This is a genomic window from Actinotalea subterranea, from assembly GCF_008364845.1.
Classification (GTDB): Bacteria; Actinomycetota; Actinomycetes; order Actinomycetales; family Cellulomonadaceae; genus Actinotalea; species Actinotalea subterranea.
The window spans coordinates 93106-111909 of the sequence record NZ_VTTP01000011.1 but is presented as its reverse complement, the minus strand read 5'-3'; the positions used below and the strand labels follow the sequence as shown (position 1 = coordinate 111909).

General features: G+C 73.7%; 19 protein-coding genes. 4 read left to right on the top strand and 15 right to left on the bottom strand.

The annotated features are described in order from the left end of the window. Positions 1 to 44: 44 nt before the first annotated feature. The 12 genes from FZ988_RS15905 to FZ988_RS15850 form a co-directional block, all read right to left on the bottom strand. The gene (locus FZ988_RS15905; RefSeq protein WP_149205014.1) at positions 45 to 551 is read right to left on the bottom strand and encodes a hypothetical protein; all 507 of its coding nucleotides are present in this window, start codon (positions 549 to 551) and stop codon (positions 45 to 47) included. Continuing rightward, entirely contained in the window at positions 538 to 942 is a 405-nt protein-coding gene (locus FZ988_RS15900; protein WP_149205013.1) for a hypothetical protein, read from the bottom strand. Before FZ988_RS15900 ends, FZ988_RS15905 begins: the two co-directional genes overlap by 14 nt. A gap of 40 nt (positions 943 to 982) precedes the next feature. After that, on the bottom strand, positions 983 to 4381 hold the full coding sequence (locus FZ988_RS15895) for a pyruvate carboxylase (protein WP_149205012.1): 3399 nt from the start codon (positions 4379 to 4381) through the stop codon (positions 983 to 985). Between the two features lie 182 nt (positions 4382 to 4563). After that, on the bottom strand, positions 4564 to 5169 hold the full coding sequence (locus tag FZ988_RS15890) for a MerR family transcriptional regulator (RefSeq protein ID WP_149205011.1): 606 nt from the start codon (positions 5167 to 5169) through the stop codon (positions 4564 to 4566). Positions 5170 to 5336: 167 nt separating this feature from the next. Then, positions 5337 to 5852, bottom strand: coding sequence for a bifunctional nuclease family protein (locus tag FZ988_RS15885; protein WP_246169563.1), 516 nt, complete (start codon positions 5850 to 5852; stop codon positions 5337 to 5339). Positions 5853 to 5969: 117 nt separating this feature from the next. Then, positions 5970 to 6638 (bottom strand): transcriptional regulator FtsR, encoded by a 669-nt coding sequence (gene ftsR / locus FZ988_RS15880; RefSeq protein WP_149205010.1) that lies wholly within the window; start codon positions 6636 to 6638, stop codon positions 5970 to 5972. 116 nt (positions 6639 to 6754) lie between these two features. Then, on the bottom strand, positions 6755 to 7228 hold the full coding sequence (locus tag FZ988_RS15875; RefSeq protein ID WP_149205009.1) for an FHA domain-containing protein: 474 nt from the start codon (positions 7226 to 7228) through the stop codon (positions 6755 to 6757). An 81-nt stretch (positions 7229 to 7309) separates the two neighbouring features. After that, complete coding sequence (locus FZ988_RS15870; protein ID WP_149205008.1) at positions 7310 to 8308, bottom strand: DUF881 domain-containing protein; 999 nt, start codon at positions 8306 to 8308, stop codon at positions 7310 to 7312. 1 nt (position 8309) lies between these two features. Further along, positions 8310 to 8642, bottom strand: a complete 333-nt coding sequence (locus FZ988_RS15865; RefSeq protein WP_149205007.1) for a small basic family protein — start codon at positions 8640 to 8642, stop codon at positions 8310 to 8312. Next, complete coding sequence (locus tag FZ988_RS15860) at positions 8639 to 9478, bottom strand: DUF881 domain-containing protein (protein ID WP_149205006.1); 840 nt, start codon at positions 9476 to 9478, stop codon at positions 8639 to 8641. The genes FZ988_RS15865 and FZ988_RS15860 overlap by 4 nt, the downstream gene beginning before the upstream one ends. 74 nt (positions 9479 to 9552) lie before the next feature. Next, positions 9553 to 10131: a CDP-alcohol phosphatidyltransferase family protein gene (locus tag FZ988_RS15855; protein ID WP_149205048.1), complete on the bottom strand. Its 579-nt coding sequence runs from the start codon at positions 10129 to 10131 to the stop codon at positions 9553 to 9555. A gap of 139 nt (positions 10132 to 10270) precedes the next feature. Beyond that, positions 10271 to 11713 carry an RNB domain-containing ribonuclease gene (locus FZ988_RS15850; RefSeq protein WP_149205005.1) on the bottom strand — a complete coding sequence of 481 codons (1443 nt, stop codon included), beginning with the start codon at positions 11711 to 11713 and terminating at the stop codon, positions 10271 to 10273. Between the two features lie 41 nt (positions 11714 to 11754). On the opposite strand from FZ988_RS15850, the gene FZ988_RS15845 reads away from it, so the two are divergent. Both FZ988_RS15845 and FZ988_RS15840 read left to right on the top strand, forming a co-directional pair. Further along, the gene (locus FZ988_RS15845) at positions 11755 to 12381 is read left to right on the top strand and encodes a DUF4126 domain-containing protein (RefSeq protein ID WP_149205004.1); all 627 of its coding nucleotides are present in this window, start codon (positions 11755 to 11757) and stop codon (positions 12379 to 12381) included. Beyond that, positions 12381 to 13409 (top strand): LLM class F420-dependent oxidoreductase, encoded by a 1029-nt coding sequence (locus FZ988_RS15840; protein ID WP_149205003.1) that lies wholly within the window; start codon positions 12381 to 12383, stop codon positions 13407 to 13409. The genes FZ988_RS15845 and FZ988_RS15840 overlap by 1 nt, the downstream gene beginning before the upstream one ends. 69 nt (positions 13410 to 13478) lie before the next feature. On the opposite strand, the gene FZ988_RS15835 is transcribed toward FZ988_RS15840, so the two are convergent. Both FZ988_RS15835 and FZ988_RS15830 read right to left on the bottom strand, forming a co-directional pair. Beyond that, positions 13479 to 15158: an alpha-amylase family protein gene (locus FZ988_RS15835; RefSeq protein WP_149205002.1), complete on the bottom strand. Its 1680-nt coding sequence runs from the start codon at positions 15156 to 15158 to the stop codon at positions 13479 to 13481. Beyond that, a complete protein-coding gene (locus FZ988_RS15830; protein WP_149205001.1) occupies positions 15155 to 16123 on the bottom strand; it encodes a TIGR03885 family FMN-dependent LLM class oxidoreductase in 969 nt (322 codons plus the stop codon). Before FZ988_RS15830 ends, FZ988_RS15835 begins: the two co-directional genes overlap by 4 nt. A 106-nt stretch (positions 16124 to 16229) precedes the next feature. Between FZ988_RS15830 and FZ988_RS15825 the strand changes: the two genes are divergently transcribed. Together FZ988_RS15825 and FZ988_RS15820 are read left to right on the top strand one after the other, a co-directional pair. Continuing rightward, positions 16230 to 16562, top strand: coding sequence for a cupin domain-containing protein (locus FZ988_RS15825; RefSeq protein ID WP_149205047.1), 333 nt, complete (start codon positions 16230 to 16232; stop codon positions 16560 to 16562). A 61-nt stretch (positions 16563 to 16623) separates the two neighbouring features. Further along, positions 16624 to 17694, top strand: a complete 1071-nt coding sequence (locus FZ988_RS15820) for an App1 family protein phosphatidate phosphatase (protein ID WP_149205000.1) — start codon at positions 16624 to 16626, stop codon at positions 17692 to 17694. A 28-nt stretch (positions 17695 to 17722) separates the two neighbouring features. Here FZ988_RS15820 and FZ988_RS15815 read toward each other — a convergent pair whose 3' ends face one another. Next, entirely contained in the window at positions 17723 to 18778 is a 1056-nt protein-coding gene (locus tag FZ988_RS15815) for a threonine aldolase family protein (protein ID WP_149204999.1), read from the bottom strand. Positions 18779 to 18804 lie beyond the last annotated feature (26 nt).

Here is an 18804-nt window from a genome sequence, read left to right as displayed (position 1 = left end):
GCCTCCAACGCGGTGGGCACCACCGTACCTGCGTCCCCCACCGCTCAGCGCGCCGGGCGGCGGATGCCGAGCGCGCCGGCCAGGCCGAGGGCGACGGCGGCCGTGCCCGCGCTGATCCAGGTCATCGCGCCGGCGTCGTCCGACGGCGCGAGCTCGACCCGGTCCCCGTCGACGGTCATCGCGCGTGCGAACCGGTCCTTGGACACGCGGGCACCGACCGGCAGCCGACGGGCCACCGCGGCGTCCAGGTGATGGGTCTCGCCGTCGAGGCCCACGAGCCAGACGTCGTCCACGCCCGGGTGCTTCTCGGTGCGCACCTCGAGCGAGGTCACCTCCGCGTCGATCGCCATGGGGATCGACGACCGCGCCCAGGCGCTCCAGGCACCGACGCCGGCGAACACGACGACCGTCGCCGCGACGAGCGCCAGGGCCAGCCGCACCGAGCCGTGGGACGACCGGGGGCGCTGGGACGAGCCGGACTGCTGGGACCCGCGCGACCGCTGGGAGCCGTCCGACTGCTGGGACCAGTCGGAGGGCTCAGGCGAACGCATACCGGAACCCCGCTACGACGAGCAGCAGTCCCACGACGGACGCGACGACCAACGACCGCGGGTGCCGGGCGCACTCGAGGATCGCGAACCCGGCGAGGCCGGCACCGACGCTCTGGTTCGCCAGGTCGACGGGGTCGAACTCCGCGAGCCGGAAGACGGTCTGCTCGGTCATCGCCCCCAGGCCCACGGCCACCAGGACCACGCCGACGACGACCAGCGGGTGCGGGCGGCGCACGAGGACGACGAGCACGCCCAGGAGGAGGGTCGCCCCTGCGCCGCCCAGCAGGTGCCCCGGGTAGTCGGGACGCGTCGGGAAGGCCACGACGTACGCGGCAGCCACGACCGGTATGGCCCCGAGGGCCAGCAGGAGCCGTCCCTCGCCCGGTCGCATCGTCGTCTCCTCGTGCGTCGTCTGCCGGTGCCGCGGGCCGTCAGATGACGACGAGCACCAGGTCGCCGCCCTGGAGCTGCTGGACGGCACCGATCGCGAGCCGCTGCACCTTGCCCGCGACCGGCGTGGTGATCGCCGCCTCCATCTTCATCGCCTCGATCGTGGCGACCGCCTGCCCGGCCTCGACGCGCTGCCCCTCCTGCACCAGCGGGGTCACGGCACCGGCGAAGGGCGCCGCGATCTGACCGGGCGCACCGGGGTCGGCCTTCTCGACCGTGGACTCGTCGACCTCGACCGTGCGGTCACGGACCTGGAGCGGCCGCAGCTGCCCGTTGAGGGTGAACATGACGGTGCGCATGCCGCGCTCGTCGGGCTCGCCGACGGCCTCCATGCCGACGAGCAGCCGCACGCCGCGCTTGAGCTGCACCTCCACCTCGGTGCCCGGGCGCATGCCGTAGAGGTAGCGGCTGGTGTCGAGGACGCTCGTGTCGCCGTACGTCGCGCGGACCTGCTCGAGCTCCTTCGTCGGCCCGGGGAAGAGCAGGTGGTTGAGGCGGTTCCGTCGCGTCTCTGAGTCCGCGTCGAGCTCCGCGCGGTCCTGCTCGGTGAGGGCGGCCACCTCGCGGCGCGCGCTGCGGCCCTGGAGCGCCTTGGTCCGGAACGGCTCCGGCCACCCGCCCGGCGGGTCGCCGAGCTCGCCGCCGAGGAACCCGATGACGGAGTCGGGGATGTCGTACTCCTGCGGCTCGGCCGCGAAGTGCTCGGGGTCGGCGCCGCGAGCCACGAGGTGCAGGGCGAGGTCACCCACGACCTTGCTCGACGGCGTGACCTTCACGAGGCGACCGAGCAGCCGGTCGGCGGCCGCGTACATGGCCTCGATCTGCTCGAACCGGTCGCCCAGGCCCAGCGCGATGGCCTGCTGGCGCAGGTTGGACAGCTGCCCGCCGGGGATCTCGTGGTCGTAGACGCGTCCCGTCGGTCCGGGCAGGCCGGACTCGAACGGTGCGTAGATACGTCGCACGGCCTCCCAGTACGGCTCGAGGTCGCACACGGCCTGCAGGTCCAGACCCGTGTCGCGCTCGGTGTGCTCGAGCGCTGCGACGAGCGCCGACATGGGTGGCTGGCTCGTGGTGCCGGCCATGGCCGCGCTCGCGACGTCGACGGCGTCGACTCCCGCGTCCGCCGCGGCGAGCAGCGTCGCGAGCTGCCCTCCGGCGGTGTCGTGGGTGTGCAGGTGAACCGGCAGGTCGAAGCGCTCGCGCAGCGCACTCACCAGGGTGCGGGCTGCGGCTGGTCGCAGGAGCCCGGCCATGTCCTTGATGGCCAGGACGTGCGCGCCGGACTCGACGATGCGCTCGGCGAGGCGCAGGTAGTAGTCCAGCGTGTAGAGGTCCTCGCGCGGGTCCGTCAGGTTGCCCGTGTAGCAGAGCGCCACCTCGGCGACGGACGTGCCCACCTCGCGGACGGCGTCGATCGCGGGCCGCATCTGCTCGACGTCGTTGAGCGCGTCGAAGATCCGGAACACGTCGATCCCCGTGGCGGTGGCCTCACGGACGAACGCGCGCGTGACCTCGGTCGGGTACGGCGTGTAGCCGACCGTGTTGCGCCCACGCAGGAGCATCTGGATCGCGACGTTCGGCAACGCGTCCCGCATGGCGGCGAGCCGCTCCCACGGGTCTTCGCCGAGGAACCGCAGCGCGACGTCGTACGTCGCCCCTCCCCACGCCTCGACGCTCAGGAGCTGGGGGGTCGCCCGTGCGACGTGCGGGGCGACCGACACGAGGTCGAAGGTGCGCACGCGCGTCGCGAGCAGCGACTGGTGGGCGTCACGGAAGGTCGTGTCGGTGACCGCGACGGCGGTCTGCTGGCGCAGCGCCTGGGCGAAGCCCTCGGGCCCGAGCTCGAGCAGCCGCTGCCGGCTCCCGGCAGGTGCCGGCAGCGTGAGGTCGACCGCGGGGAGCTTGCGCTGCGGCTCGAGGATGCCGGCCGGGCCCCCGTGGGGTCGGTTGACCGTCACGTCGCCGAGGTAGGACAGGAGCTTGGTGCCGCGGTCGGCGCTCTCCTTGGCTGCGAGCAGCTCGGGACGCTCGTCGATGAACGACGTCGACAGGTCGCCGGCGACGAACTGCGGGTCGGCGAGCACGGCCTGGAGGAACCCGATGTTGGTCCGGATGCCACGGATCCGGAACTCAGCCAGCGCGCGGCGGGCGCGTCGGACCGCCGTCGGGTAGTCGCGGCCGCGGCAGGTGAGCTTGACGAGCATCGAGTCGAAGTGCCCGCTGACCTCGGCACCCGCGCTCGCCGTGGCGCCGTCGAGGCGGACGCCCGCGCCGCCGGGCGAGCGGTAGGCGACGATGCGGCCCGTGTCGGGCCGGAACCCGTTCGCCGGGTCCTCGGTCGTGATGCGGGTCTGCAGCGCCGCGCCGTTGACGCGCACGGAGTCCTGGGTGATGCCGAGGTCGGCCAGGCTCTCCCCCGCGGCGATCCGCATCTGCGAGGACACGAGGTCGATGTCCGTGACCTCCTCGGTCACGGTGTGCTCGACCTGGATGCGCGGGTTCATCTCGATGAAGACGTGCGTCCCGGCCCGCTCGCCCATCGTGTCGACGAGGAACTCCACGGTCCCGGCGTTCACGTAGCCGATGCTGCGCGCGAAGGTGACGGCGTCGCGGCACAGCGCCTCCCGCAGCGCGGGGTCGAGGTTCGGCGCGGGCGCGATCTCGATGACCTTCTGGTGCCGCCGCTGCACGGAGCAGTCCCGCTCGTAGAGGTGCACGACGTCGCCGCTGGCGTCGGCGAGGATCTGCACCTCGATGTGCCTCGGCCGGAGCACGGCCTGCTCGAGGAACACGGTCGGGTCGCCGAACGCGCTGTCGGCCTCGCGCATCGCGGCGGACAGGGCGCCCTCGAGGTCGTCACGGGCGTCGACACGACGCATCCCGCGCCCGCCACCGCCGGCCACTGCCTTGACGAACAGGGGGAAGCCGATCTCGTCGGCTGCCTGGAGCAGGGTCGCGACGTCGTCGGACGGGTCGGACGACGCGAGCACGGGGATGCCCGCGGCGCGGGCCGCACGCAGCGCGCTGACCTTGTTGCCGGCGAGCTCGAGGACCTCCGCGGGGGGGCCGACGAACGCGATGCCGGCCTCGGCGCACGCGCGGGCGAGCTGGGGGTTCTCGGAGAGGAACCCGTACCCGGGGTACACCGCGTCGGCCCCGGACTCGCGGGCGACGCGGATGATCTCGTCGATGTCGAGGTACGCGCGCACCGGGTGGCCGGGCTCCCCGATGGGGTACGCCTCGTCGGCCTTCAGCCGGTGCTCGGAGTTGCGGTCCTCGTGCGGGAACACCGCGACGGTCCGCGCCCCCAGCTCGTAGGCAGCGCGGAAACCACGGACGGCGATCTCAGCGCGGTTGGCGACGAGAACCTTCGAGAACACGACTCACCTCATCACGGACGGGGGCAGCAGCACCGTAGCGGCTCCGGGCCGGGTCGGGCCTGTCGTCCGGGGGGCGGACGCGGTCATGACGCGCGAGGACAAGGGCCGATGGGCCCAGATGGTGCGCCGTCTTGTGCCGTCTCAGCGCCGCGTCGCCCGCGGCCCCTGCGGTCCCTGCGGTCTCAGCCGGCGGTACGTGCCTGGCGGCGGCGGGCGAGCTCGTCGTCCGCGGTCATCGGAGGCGTGTCGTCGTCCGCGCGTTCGGTGGGTAGCGCTGCGAGCGTCCCCTCGACCTCACGCCAGACACGGCCGACGGCGATGCCGAAGACGCCCTGGCCGCCCTGGACGAGGTCGATGACCTCGTCGGCTGAGGTGCACTCGTAGACGCTCGCCCCGTCGCTCATGAGCGTGATCTGGGCAAGGTCCTCGACGCCGCGCTCGCGCAGGTGCGCCACCGCCGTGCGGATCTGCTGGAGCGAGACACCCGTGTCGAGCAGGCGCTTGACCACCTTGAGCACGAGGATGTCGCGGAAGCTGTAGAGGCGCTGGGTACCGGAGCCGCTCGCGGGCCGGATCGTCGGCTCGACGAGACCCGTGCGGGCCCAGTAGTCGAGCTGGCGGTAGGTGATGCCCGCGGCACGGCAGGCCGTCGGCCCGCGGTAGCCCGTCGTCGTGTCGAGGTCGGGGAGCTCGTCCCCGAAGAGGAGGCCCTGGGCACGCTGCGGTACGCCGACGGACTCCTCCATCGTCTCGCCGCTTCCGCTCACGGTCACTCCCCTCGGGTCCATCCACCTGCGGATCCGTTCCGGGTGGTCCGGAGGGCACGGGATGTTCACTGGTCACGCTAGGCCCGTGGGTGGGGGGCGTCAACGACGCCACGCGGGAGAGCCCTCGGCGTGTCGCGTCCGCGTGTCTCAATCTCTACCTGAACCTCAGGATGGCGCCCGGCGCTGCCTCACGACGGCTGCTCCGGCGCCTCGCCGCCCTCGTCCCCCACGACGAAGTCGTCCGCGCTCACCGTGTCGAGGAACGCCCGGAACTCCTCGACCTCGTCGTCCGCAGAGTGCTCCTCGACCTCGAGCGCGGACTCGTCGAGGACCTCGCGGGCGCACAGCACCGGGCACCCCACGCGGACGGCGACGGCGACTGCGTCGGACGCGCGCGAGTCGACCCGCTCCCCCGTGTCGAGCACGAGCGCCGCGTGGAAGACACCGTCCACGAGACCGACGATCTCCACGTGCGCGACGTCCCCGCCCCGTGCACGGGCCACCGCGACGAGCAGGTCGTGCGCCATCGGTCGCGGGGGCACGACGCCGGACTGGGCGGTCGCGATCGCCGACCCCTCGGCGAGGCCGACGACGATCGGCAGGAGCCGGCGACCCACGAGGTCGAGCAGGAGCACGACGACCTGGTCGAGGGGCGCCTGCCTGCGCACCCCGAGGACCTCCATCTCGACCAGGTCGTCACCCATGCCGCCACGCTACGTCGCCCGACCGGGGGTCGGCACCCGCTCGGCGGCACCACGGGCCGTGACGTCCGGCCGGCCGGGCCGTCCGCCGCTCCGCCCGTCCCGCGCGGCGGGCACCGTTCAACGCGTGAGGTCGGCGACGCCGGCGCGCACGAACGTCGTGTGGAGCTGGCCGCAGAGCTCGCCCACCTCGGCCGCGACGCTCGCAGCGAGCGCCTGCGCCGCGACGGCACGCTGCCCGCGCAGCGGGGCCACGATCTGGTCGACGACGGACACCTGTCGTTCGGCCGCGGCCCGGAAGGACCTCAGGTGGCGCGGCTCGACGCCGTGCTCCGCCAGGGCGGCCGCGAGCACGACCACGTCAGCCGCCCAGGGGTCCAGGTGCCCACTCCGGTTCGGTGCCAGGACGCCTGCCTCGACCAGCTCCGTCACGAGCTCGACAGCGACGCCGGTCTCCTGCGCGAGCGAGGCCACCGTGTACCGGCCCACCGGTGCGGGTGCGGTCCGTTCGCCGTCACGTGCCGCGAGCCGGGGCGTCAGCGCCTCGTCCGCCTGCCCGGCGTCGAGCGCGGCGAGCTGCTCACCGATCACCCGGAGCGGCAGGTAGCGGTCGCGCTGCTGACGCAGCACGTAGCGCAGCCGCTCGACGTCGGCCGGGCTGTACTGCCGGTAACCACCCGCGGTGCGGCGCGGCTCGACCAGGCCCTGCTCCTCGAGGAACCGCAGCTTGGACGGCGTGAGCGTCGGGAAGTCCGCCCCGAGGTCCGCGAGCACGTCGGAGATCCGCATGCTCGGCTCGCGCGAGACCCCGTGGGGCCACCGTTCCACGAGCTGGGGCCGAGGGCCGGGCGGGACCTCGTCGACCGCGCGCGAGTCGCGGGCCGAACCCGTGCGTGGTGCGGGCGTCACCGGTCCTGGTCCGGGGCGGCACCCCGCACCGGGCTCGGGTGGAAGGTCATCCGGAACTTGCCGATCTGGACCTCGTCACCCGAGCTGAGCACGGCCTGCTCGATGCGCGACCGGTTCACGTACGTGCCGTTGAGCGAGCCGACGTCACGCACGAGGAACCCGTCGTGCTCACGTACGAACTCGACGTGCTTGCGCGAGACGGTCACGTCGTCGAGGAAGATGTCGGCGTCAGGGCTGCGACCCGCCACCGTGCGATCGGCGTCGAGGAGGAAGCGCGCTCCCGCGCTCGGCCCCCGCTGCATGATCAGGAGTGCTGACGTGGGCGGCAGCGCCGCAACCGCGGCGTGCTCCTCGGCGCTGAGTCCGACCGTCGGGACGTCGTGCTCGACGGCGGCGAGCAGGCCCTCACCGAAGCTGATCGTGGTGTCGGCCGCCGCCCACCGCTGCTCTGACGCTTCGCGTTCGGTCATCGTTCCTCCTCGGCGCCAGCAGGCAGGGTCACGTCCACGTGCAGGGACAGCCTATGCGGACCCGGCACCCCTCGGCAGCCCTCACTCATCCTCGGCAGCCGGAACGGGCGTCGCGAACGTGGGCGGCACGACCTCACGGACGGCGGTGACCTCCACCAGGTCCCGTGTCTCCAGGTCGCTCGTCCCGCCCTCGCCACGCACCTGCGCAAGGGCGCCGCCGGGCATCCGCAGGGCTGTCGCGATCGTCTCCGGGTCACCGATCGCGACCCATCGGTAGGGAGCCCGGAGCACCGTCCCGTCGACCTCGACGCCGCCCGGGGTGTCGATGAAGTACGTCGACGCGGTCATCCGCAGGTCACCCAGCTGGATCGCCTCGGCCCCCGCGTTGCGCAGCTCCTCGAGCACGTTGAACAGGTTCAGGGCCGAGATCCGGTCCTCCGGCTCGCGGATCACGAGCTCGACGCCCGGGCCCTCGGCCGGGAGACGGCCGGCGAGGATGCCCTGGCTCTCGGCCCGGGCGGCCGCGGCCTCGCGGGCGGCCCGCTGCGTGTCGGTGCCGGTCACGAGCTCGGCACGCTGCGCGCGCAGCTCGGCCGCCTGGTCCTCGAGCTCCTCCGAGCGCTGCGTCACGTCGTCCAGGATGCGGACGAGCTCCTCCTGGCGCAGCGTCGACAGGCCACCGGCCTGGTTCTGCTGCACCTGCACGACGAGCGCGAACCCGACCAGGGCGGAGAGGAAGCCCGCCATGAGCTGGGCACGGGTGAGGCGTGGCGCGAGAGCGCGCCCGACGGTGCGCCACGAGCGTCCGAGGGGAGCCGCCGCCTGCGGCTCGTCGTCGACGGGAGCGGGGCTCCGGTGCACCGCGCCGGCACGCCGCTCGCGACCGGTCCGGCGGTCACCGGCCGGGCTCGCGGCGTCGTCCTGTGCGTGGTCAGGCGGACCGGGCTCCGGCTGCCCGAGGTCGCCGGCGCCGGGGTCCGCATCAGCGCGGTGCTGGCCCTCGGAGATGTCCTCCGCCTCGCGGTCGTGGGGCTCCGCCGGTTGGTCGGGCTCGGCCGACATCCTGTGCTCGGGGGTCATGTCAGGCCTTGAACAGGTGGCGACGGATCGCGGCAGCGTTCGAGAAGATCCGGATGCCCAGGACGACGACGACCGCGGTCGACAGCTGGGTGCCCACGCCGAGCTGGTCGCCCAGGAAGACGATGAGCGCCGCGACGACCACGTTGGACAGGAACGAGACGAGGAACACGCGGTCGTTGAAGGTCCCGTCGAGCAGCGCCCGCAGGCCGCCGAAGAGCGCGTCGAGCGCGGCGACCACCGCGATGGGGAGGTAGGGCTGGAGCCCTGCGGGGACGGTGGGGTCGAGGAAGATCCCGACCAGGGCCCCGATGAGGAGCCCGAGAACCGCGATCATGATGTCCCTTCGTCGTCCGTGGCCCCAGACGATGCCACATCGTCGTCGGGCACTGAGGCGTAGCGCAGCGTGGTGGTGCCGGAGCCCTGCAGCGTGAGCGACGTCGCGCTCCGGAGCGACGTCGGGATCCGGTAGTTGGCGGTGAGGGTCGTGAGGTGGTTGGCCGCGACGCTCCGCGCGAAGGCCGTCTGCATCGCCTGCACGTCGCCCACGGCCTCGACGGTGTACGGCGCCACGAGCGGGGCGAGGTCGACCAGGATGGCCGGGCCCTGGCGCCGGATCGCGCTCAGCGCGGTGAGCCGCTGCCCGTTGACCGCGATCGCCTCGGCCCCGGCCGCCCAGAGGCCGTTCGTGATGATCTGCAGGTCGATGTCCTGGACGAGGGTCCGGGGATCGATCTCGTCCGGGTCGGAGGGCTCGGCGTCGTCGAGCTCGATCACGAGCCCGGGTCCCTCCACGGCGACGGAGCCGGAGAGCAGCTCGAGCTGGCGCAGCTCGTCGAACAGCGCCGGGTCCTTGCCGACGAGCGCCTCCTCCTGGCGCCGCGCGATCTCCGCGGACAGCTCCTCGTTGCTCTGCTGGAGCGTGTCGGCGTCGGCCGAACGCTCCGTGATCTGCTCCTCGAGGAGCGTCCGCGACTCGACCACGGAGGGGCGCGGCGCGCGCAGGGCCAGCACGGCGCTCATGGTCACGACGCCCAGCAGGACCGCGACCACGAGGTTCACGGTGGCCCGCAGGCGGCGCTGGCCGACGCTGCGGGCCACGGCGGGCCGGGCCGCAGCCTCGGCGTACCCGGCGTCGACCGGCCTGAAGATCACCTCGTTGAGGAGGCTCATCGACGCGTCCACGGGCGGGACGGCCCGCGTGCCGTGGGCCGCCGAGGTGCCGGTCCCCGACGTGTCCCTGGGCGTCACGAGGTCCCGCCGCCGGCCGTCGCCGCTGCGTCACGCCGACGCCGCAGCTCCCGGACCGCCTGGAACAGGTAGACCGCGGCCGCCAGCCAGTACAGGGCCACGCCCCACCATGCGAACGCCCAGCCGACGATTCCGGCGACGAGCCCGACGGTGCCCGGCCACTGGGCCAGGAGGAGCAGCGGGAACGCGTAGAGCAGGGCGAACGTCCCGGCCTTGCCCACGAAGTGCACGGGAAGCGGGCCGATCTGCGTCTTGACGAGCACGGCGAGGACGACCGTCAGGAGCAGGTCCCGGCCCACGATCACGGCGACGAGCCACAACGGCACGACGTCCCGGACGGCGAGCACGACGAGCGTCACGAGGATGAACAACCGGTCCGCGGCCGGGTCCAGGAGCTCGCCGAGACGGGAGCCCTGGTCGAGCGCACGGGCGAGCTTCCCGTCGAGCCAGTCGCTCGCGCCGCTCACGGCGAGGACGCCGAGCGCCCACGTGTCCTGGCCCTGGATGAGGAGGATCGCGAAGACGGGGACGAGCAGCAGGCGCAGGGCGCTGATGAGGTTCGGGTAGGTGAGCACCTCGTGACGGCGCCGGGGCGCGCCGGGCGTCGAACCCTGCCCGGGCCCGACTCCGGTCCGGCTGAGGTCCGTCACACTCCCCCGCTCCCCGGCCGCACGGCATCGCGCCGGCAGCCATCCGCCTGCTCCAGCCGCGATCCTAGTGCTCGACCCGGAACTGGACCGACCGCTTTGCCACGTCCGCGGACAGGAGCCGCACGCGCACCGGCTCGCCCTCGGGCAACCCCTTCTCCTCGAGGCGAGCGATCACGGCCGGCTCGTGGAGCTGGACGGTCCGCTCGTCGAGCGCGACGCCGTCGAACACCTGCCCGACCCGCGGTGCGAGCACGGCGGCCTCCACGAGGTCGGTGCACGCACGGTCGACGGAGGCGGCGCGCGCCGCACCCGCCGCCATGCGCGACCCGAGCGTCGGCAGCGCGGAGCGGACCCAGTCGGGCACCGGGCGGCCGGCCTGGGCCGCGAGACAGATCTCGAGGCCGAACCGGTCGACGAGGCGACGCAGCGGTGCGGTGACGTGCGCGTAGGGGGCGGCGATCGCCCCGTGCACGTGGTCCGCGGGCGGAGCGCCCTCGAACGCCGTCCACGCGGCACCGCGGAACAGCCCGGTGGCCGCGGCGAGGAAGGCGGCGGCGCCGGGCCGTCCCCTGTCCAGGCCGGCGAGCATGTCCCCGTAGCCCTGGTCCGCGGGCCACGGCACGTCGAGCGCCCGGGCCTGCCTGCGCAGCGTCGCGACAGCGTCGGGCGAGGCGGCGGGCATCGTGCGCAGGATCCCCACGCCGGCCCCGACCATGAGCTCCGCCGCTGCCATCCCCGTCAGGAGCGAGACCTGCGCGTTGTGGTCCTCCACGGGCAGGGACGCGCGGAAGGCGAGCGACCAGCCGCCGTCCGGCGCGTCGACCACCTCCTGCTCGGGCCGGGCCAACGAGACCCCGCCGCGGGCCCTCTCGAGGGCCGCGCGCCGGGTCCCGATCTCGGCGAGCAGGGTCACGACGTCGTCCGGCCCGGCGCCCGCGTCAAGACGACGCTGCGTCGTCGGGTAGTCGAGCTGCGCGGTGCTCCGGACCAGGGCGCGCTCGACGTGGACGTCGCGCACCGCACCGTCCTCCTCGAGGCCGAAGCTCCACACGACGGCCGGGCGCTCCTGCCCGGGAAGCAGCGAGGCCGCGGCCTCGCTGAGCGCGACGGGGTGCAGGGGCACGCGGGTGTCGGGGCAGTAGACGGTGGTGGCTCGCTCACGCGTGGCGGTGTCGAGGGGCCCGCCGGGCGCGACGAACGCGGCGGTGTCCGCGATCGCGTAGGTCACCCGGTACCCCGTGCCGGCCCGTGCGAGGTGCATCGCCTGGTCGAGGTCCGTCGACCCGACCGGGTCGAGGGTCACGAACGGCACGTCCCGCATGTCGCGCCGCCCGGCCGCGACGGCGCCGGGGGTCAGGGCTCCCCCGCTCCCGTCCGCGGCGCGCTCCGCCTCCGCGAGGACCTCGGGTGAGAACTCGACGGGCAGCTGGTGCTCGGTGCGCACGGCGGCGAACCCGGCGGTCAGGACCTCCCGCGAGGAGCGCAGGCGACGTCGTGGGGATCGCATCACCCCACCCTAGGCGGGGCTCCGGGTGCGATGCTGAGCGCATGCTCGAGCTGCTCGCCGGTGCCGGCCTGTCCACGGCCGCCGGCCTGAACGCGGCCCTCCCGCTGCTCGTCCTGGGCGCCCTCGACCGGTGGACGGGCCTCGTCGACCTGCCGGACGCCTGGTCGTGGCTCTCCGACCCGTGGGTTCTGGCGATCCTGGGCGTGCTGCTGCTGGTGGAGGTCGTCGCCGACAAGGTCCCCGGTGCGGACCACGTCAACGACGTGCTCCAGACGCTCGTGCGCCCGACGGCCGGGGGGCTCGCGTTCGGCGCGGGGGCAGGCTCGCGGACGGCCGCCGTCACCGACCCCGCGAGCTTCTTCACGACGGACGCGTGGGTCCCCGTCGCCATCGGCGTCCTGCTCGCCCTGGGGGTGCACGTGTCGAAGGCGACGACGCGCGCCGTCGTCAACGCGGCGACCCTCGGGGTCGGCGGTCCGGTGCTCAGCGCGGCCGAGGACGTGACGAGCCTCGTGCTGTCGGTTGCTGCGATCATCGTCCCGGTCCTCGTCGTCGCGGTCCTCGGCCTGATGGTCTGGTTCGTGGCCCGCGCGTTCCGGCGCCGGCGCGCCGCGAGGACCGGCGGCCGCGACGTGCGGTCCGCCCCGAGCGAAGGAACGGGGACCTGATGCGCTTCGGCTACCACCTGGGCTACTGGTCGGCGGGACCTCCGCCCTCGGCCCTCGAGGCGGTCCTGGCCGCCGACCGGCTCGGCTTCGACTCCGTGTGGACGGCCGAGGCGTACGGCTCCGACGCCCTCACGCCGCTCGCCTGGTGGGGAAGCCGCACGGAGCGCATCCGGCTCGGGACCGCGATCGCGCAGATCTCCGCGCGCACGCCGACGGCGGCTGCCATGGCCGCGCTGACGATGGACCACCTGTCCGGCGGGCGCTTCGTGCTCGGGCTCGGGGCGTCCGGTCCGCAGGTGGTCGAGGGGTGGTACGGCGCCCCGTACCCCCGCCCGCTCGCCCGCACCCGCGAGTACGTCGACGTCGTCCGCAAGGTCCTGCGCCGGGAGGCGCCCGTGACGGCAGACGGTGACTTCTACCGGCTGCCGCACGCCGGTGGGACGGGCCTCGGTCGGCCTCTGCGGTCGACGGTCCACCCGCTGCGGCCTGACCTGCCGATCCACCTGGCCGCCGAGGGCCCGCGCAACGTCGCGCTCGCGGCCGAGATCGCGGACGGGTGGCTCCCGTTGTTCTTCGCGCCGAGCGTCGACGCCTTCTACCGCCAGGCCCTCGCCGAGGGTTTCGCGCTGCGCGCTCCCGACCTGTCGGCCCCGGCGGCGTTCGAGGTCAGCGCGACCGTGCCCGTCGTGATCGACGACGACGTGGAGCGGGCCGCGGACGTCGTGCGCCCGTTCGTCGCCCTGTACGTGGGCGGCATGGGCGCGACGACGGCGAACTTCCACCGGGAGATGATCGAGCGGCTCGGCTACGTGCGTGAGTGCGAGACCGTCGCCGAGCTCTACGCGCAGGGGCGGCGTGCCGAGGCGAGCGCCGCGGTGCCCACAGCCCTCGTCCAGGACATCGCACTCGTCGGACCGGCCGCCGCGGTCAAGGACAGGCTCGCCGCCTGGGAGGACACGGTCGTGACCTCGATGCTCGTCCAGGGCGACGCCACTGCGCTCCGCGCGGTCGCCGACCTGCTGGGCTGAGGCGCAGGCACGGCGTCGGGCCCGTGGCGGTTCATGGCCCGACGCCGGGCCACCGGCTCGTCACCCGCGTCACACGAGGTGGCGGCTCCCGGGGTGCATGACCCGCAGCCACCGGTGCCCGTAGCCCTCGAGCGCGACGCCTGTGCGCCCCCGGTCGTCGAGCGAGCAGCCGGCCTCCTGGAGGAGGTCGACGAGCTCGTGCCCGCCGTGGGCCGCCCCCAGGTCCACCGGGACGGTGACCGGGTCCGGCGAGAGGTTGTGCAGCGTGACGACGACGGCGTCGTCGACGGCGCTGCGCAGCGCGAGCACCTGCGTGACCGGCTGGTCGAGCACGTCGACCGGGCCCCAGCCGAGCTCGGGGCACTCGCGGTAGCGGCGGACGAGCAGGCTCACGAACGCCAGCAGCGAGTCGGGGTCCCGTCTCTGCTGGCGCACGTTGACGAACTCGGGTCCGAACCCCCCGTCGGTCACCGGGGCCGGGAGCCTGGACGCCCGGGCCCGGGAGAAGCCGCCGTTCGCCTCGGGTGACCACTGCATCGGTGTGCGCACCGCGAGCCTGCCCGGGACGGCGAGGTTCTCACCCATGCCGATCTCCTCACCGTAGAACAGGGTCGGCGTACCGGGCAGCGAGAAGAGCAGCGAGTACACCATCCGTACCCGACGCGGGTCGCCGTCGAGCATCGGGGGGAGCCGACGGCGGAGCCCCCGGCCGTAGAGCTGCATGTCCGGGTCGGGCCCGAAGGCCGCGAAGACCTCCTGGCGCTCGTCCTCGCTGAGCTTGTCGAGCGTGAGCTCGTCGTGGTTGCGCACGAAGGTCGCCCACTGGCAGTCGGGCGGGATGGGCGGACGGTCCTGCAGGGCCTTCGCGAGCGGGCCGGCGTCCTGACGGGCGAGCGAGAGGTACATGTTCTGCATCGCGATGAAGTCGAACATCATCGTGAGCTCGTCGCCGTCGCCCTCGCCGAAGAACCGCCGCTGCTCCGGGTGAGGCAGGTTGACCTCGCCCAGGAGCACGGCGCTGCCCGCCCGGCGGCCGAGGAACGACCGCAGGGAGCGCAGGTAGTCGTGCGGGTCGCCCAGGCGGTCCACCTCGTCGTCCCCGTTGCCGATCGTCTCGAGGAAGAACGGCACGGCATCGACCCGGAACCCGTCCAGCCCGAGCTCGAGCCAGTACCCGATGACCTTCGCGATCTCGTCCCGCACCTTGGGGTTGGCGACGTTGAGGTCGGGCTGGTGCGCGTAGAACCGGTGCAGGTAGTACTCCCCGGTCTTCTGGTCGAGCTCCCAGATGCCGTCCTCCTGGTCCGGGAACACGACCTGCGCTGACGTGTCGGGCGGCGGGTCGGAGCGCCACACGTAGAAGTCGCGGTACGGGTTGTCCAGCGAGGAGCGCGCCCGCTGGAACCACGGGTGCCTGTCCGACGTGTGGTTGACCACCAGGTCGGCGATCACACGCATGCCCCGGTCCTTGGCCGTGCGGATGAGCTCGACGACGTCGCCGGGCGTACCGAGCCGCGGGTCCACGCCGTACATGTCCGTCACGTCGTAGCCGTCGTCCCGGTCGGTCGTCGGGTAGAACGGCATGAGCCACAGGCACGTGACGCCGAGCTCCGCGAGGTGGTCCAGGCGCTGGGCGAGGCCCTGGAAGTCACCCGTCCCGTCGCCGTCCCAGTCCATGAACGTCTCGACGTCCAGGCAGTAGATCACCGCGTTCTTCCACCACAGGTCGCCCGTCTCGGTGATCCTCACGCGGCACCTCCCGTGAGCTGGGGCAGGACCCGCGCGCCGAAGGCGTCGATGAAGGCGTCCTGCTGCTGGCCCACGTGGTGCAGGTAGACCTCGTCGAAGCCGATCGCCGCCAGGTCCGCGATGCGCCCCGTGAGCTCACCGAGGTCGGACGAGACGAGCACGGCGGCGCGGACGTCGTCGGGCCGGACGTGGGAGGACGCGACGTCGAAGTGCTCGGGCGTCGCGAGGTCCCAGCACACGGGTGGCGGGAAGACGTTGGAGCGCCACTGGTCGAACGCGATCCGCTCGGCCTCGGCCTCGTCGGGCGCCCATGAGAGGTGCACCTGGAGGGCGAGCGGCCCGCGCCCGCCCGCGTCGCGGTAGGTGTCCACGATCTCCCGGAGCACCTCGGGGTCCTGGTTGATGGTGATGAGGCCGTCGGCCCACCCGGCCGCCCTGCGCGCGGTCGGCACGGTGACCGCGGGGCCGACGAGCGCGGGCGCGACGTCGGGCAGCGTCCACACCCGTGCCCGGTCCACGGTGACGAGGCCGTGGTGGGTCACCTCCTCGCCCGCCAGGAGCCGCCGGATGATCCCGACGACCTCGACGAGACGCTCGTCGCGGACGTCCTTCGTGGGCCAGGGGTCGCCGGTGACGTGCTCGTTCGAGTTCTCCCCCGAGCCGAGCGCGGCCCAGAACCTGCCCGGGAACATCGCGGCGAGCGTCGCGACCGCCTGCGCGACGATCGCCGGGTGATACCGCTGGCCGGGGGCGTTCACGACGCCGAGGCGCAGCTGGGTCGTCGCGAGAGCCGCCCCGAGCCAGGCCCACGCGAAGCCGGAGTGCCCCTGCCGGGCGCTCCAGGGGGCGAGGTGGTCCGAGCACATGGCCGCGCCGAAGCCCGCCTCCTCGGCCCGCTGCACGGCACGCAGGAGCTCGGCGGGGTGGATCTGCTCGTGGGACGCATGGAAGCCGATGAGAGTCACCGGCCCTGTCTACCAACGGGCACGGCGGCCCGCGCGGCGGGGCCGGACGGGCCGCCGTGCGCACGCCTATGCTGACGACCACGCCGCACCGATGAAGGGCCCCGTCATGGAGAAGTCGTCGCTGACCGCTCTCGCCCGCACACAGCTCGAGGCCGCCCGCCGCGCGTCCAGCGGGCGCAGCGCCAAGACCGTGCACGGCGGTCACGAGAAGGTGCTCCGGCAGACCGTCATCGCCCTGTGCGCGGACCGCGCCACGGACGACTACGAGAACCCCGGCGAGGCGACCGTCCACGTGCTGACCGGCCGCATCCGCCTCTCGACGGGCACGATCTCCTGGGAGGGATCGGCTGGTGACCTGCTCATCGTGCCGCGGACGCGCAGCTCGATGCGCGCGCTCGAGGACAGCGCCGTCCTCATGACGGTCGCGAAGATCGGCTGAGCGCCCGCTCGCGACGCACTCGGGCTGCGGGCCGGGAGGCCCGGTGCCACACTGTGGCCGCGTGAGCACACCGTCGCAGACCCGCACCTCGAGCTCGAGCCGCCCCCACCGGGCGGCCCGGCTCGAGGACGCCGTCAACGCCGCCGTGGCCGGCTTCCTCCGGCGACGTGACTGGGCGCCGCGCGTCGAGCCGTACACGGGCTACGGCGCTCCCGGCTGGGTACGGATCATGGCGCGCGCCCTCCTGGCTCCCCCGGGCACGCGGGCGTCGGAGGTTGCCGAGCGCGACCCGGCGTCGTCGCGCCGTGCCGTCCGGGGATGGCGCAGCTTCCTCACGGCGCAGGTCCCGGGCGCCCGCGTGGAGGTCACGGTCGGCGGGGTGACGCACGAGGTCGTGGCCGACCGCGGCGGGTACGTCGACACGGTCCTCGAGAGCAGTCTCGAGCCCGGCTGGCACGACGTCCACGTCGGCCTCGGCGGGCAGACGAGCACGGCGCGGGTCCTCGTCGTCGGGCCGGAGCAGCGCACGGCCCTGGTGAGCGACATCGACGACACGGTCATGGTGACCGCCCTCCCACGGCCGCTGCTCGCGGCCTGGAACAGCATGGTGCTGCACGAGAGCGCGCGCCGCGTGGTCCCCGGGATGGCCGAGCTCTACCGACGCTGGGGTGCCGCGAACCCGGGCGCTCCCACGTTCTACCTCTCCACCGGCGCGTGGAACGTCGCGCCCGCGCTACGCCGGTTCCTGGAGCGCAACGGCTACCCGGGCGGGCCGCTGCTGCTCACGGACTGGGGTCCCACGAACACCGGGTGGTTCCGCAGCGGGCAGGACCACAAGCGCGAGAGCCTGCGCCGCCTCATGCGCGAGCTCCCGCAGGTGCGCTGGGTCCTGGTGGGCGACGACGGCCAGCACGACCCGCAGATCTACGGCGACATCGCGTCCGAGCACCCCGGCCGGGTCGCGCTGGTCGCGATCCGTGAGCTCACGCCCGCGGAGCAGCTCCTCGCGCACGGCACGCCGGCGCCCGCGGAGGACGAGGACGTCGCCCGACGCGCGGCAGGGCCCGTGGTCGTGCACGGCGCCGACGGCCACGAGATCGCGCTGCGCCTCATCGACGCCGGGATCCTGTAGGAACCCGGGTTCCCGGGGTCGGGACGGGTCAGCGCGCGAGCTCCTGGGCGAGGGCCGCCGCGAACGCGTCCACGTCCGCCTCCGTCGTGTCGAACGCGCACATCCAGCGCACCTCGCCGGTCGCGACGTCCCAGTCGTAGAAGCGGAAGCGTTCGCGGAGGCGGTCGGCGGCGGCGCGCGGCAGCACCGCGAACACCGCGTTGGCCTGCACGGGCCGCACGACCTCGACGCCCGGCAGGCCCTGCACGGCGTCGCGCAGCCGGAGCGCCATGGCGTTCGCGTGCTGGGCTGAGCGGAGCCACAGGTCGCCCTCGAGGAGCGTGACGAGCTGGGCGGAGATGAAGCGCATCTTGGACGCGAGCTGCATGTTCATCTTGCGCAGGTACGGCAGGCCGGTGGACGCCTCGGGGTCGAGCACGACGACGGCCTCGGCCCCGAGCAGGCCGTTCTTGGTGCCGCCGAAGGACACGACGTCGACGCCCACGTCGGCCGTGAAGGCCCGGATCGGCAGGCCGAGCGAGGCGGCCGCGTTGGCGATCCGGGCGCCGTCCAGGTGCACCCGCATGCCCGCGGCGTGGGCGTGCTCGCACAGGGCCGCGATCTCCTGCGGCGTGTAGCACGTCCCGAGCTCGGTGGTCTGGGTGACGGAGACGACGAGGGGCTGAGCGCGGTGCTCGTCGCCCCACCCCCACGCCTGCCGGTCGACGAGCTCGGGCGTGAGCTTGCCGTCGGGCGTCGGGACCGTGAGGAGCTTGATGCCCGCGACGCGCTCCGGCGCGGCGTTCTCGTCGGTGTTGATGTGCGCGGTCTCCGCGCAGATCGCGGCGCCCCACGGCGGGAGCATCGACTGGAGCGACAGGACGTTCGCGCCCGTGCCGTTGAAGACCGGGAAGACCTCGACCGGGCGGCCCATGTGCTCGGCCATCACCTCGTGCAGGCGCGCCGTGTAGACGTCCTCGCCGTACGCGATCTGGTGGCCGCCGTTGGCCGCCGCGAGGGCCGCGAGGACCTCGGGGTGGACGCCGGCGTAGTTGTCGGAGGCGAAGCCGCGCGTGGCGGTGTCGTGGATCGTCACGTCGAGCATCCTGCCATCGCGAGCGGTCGCGCCGG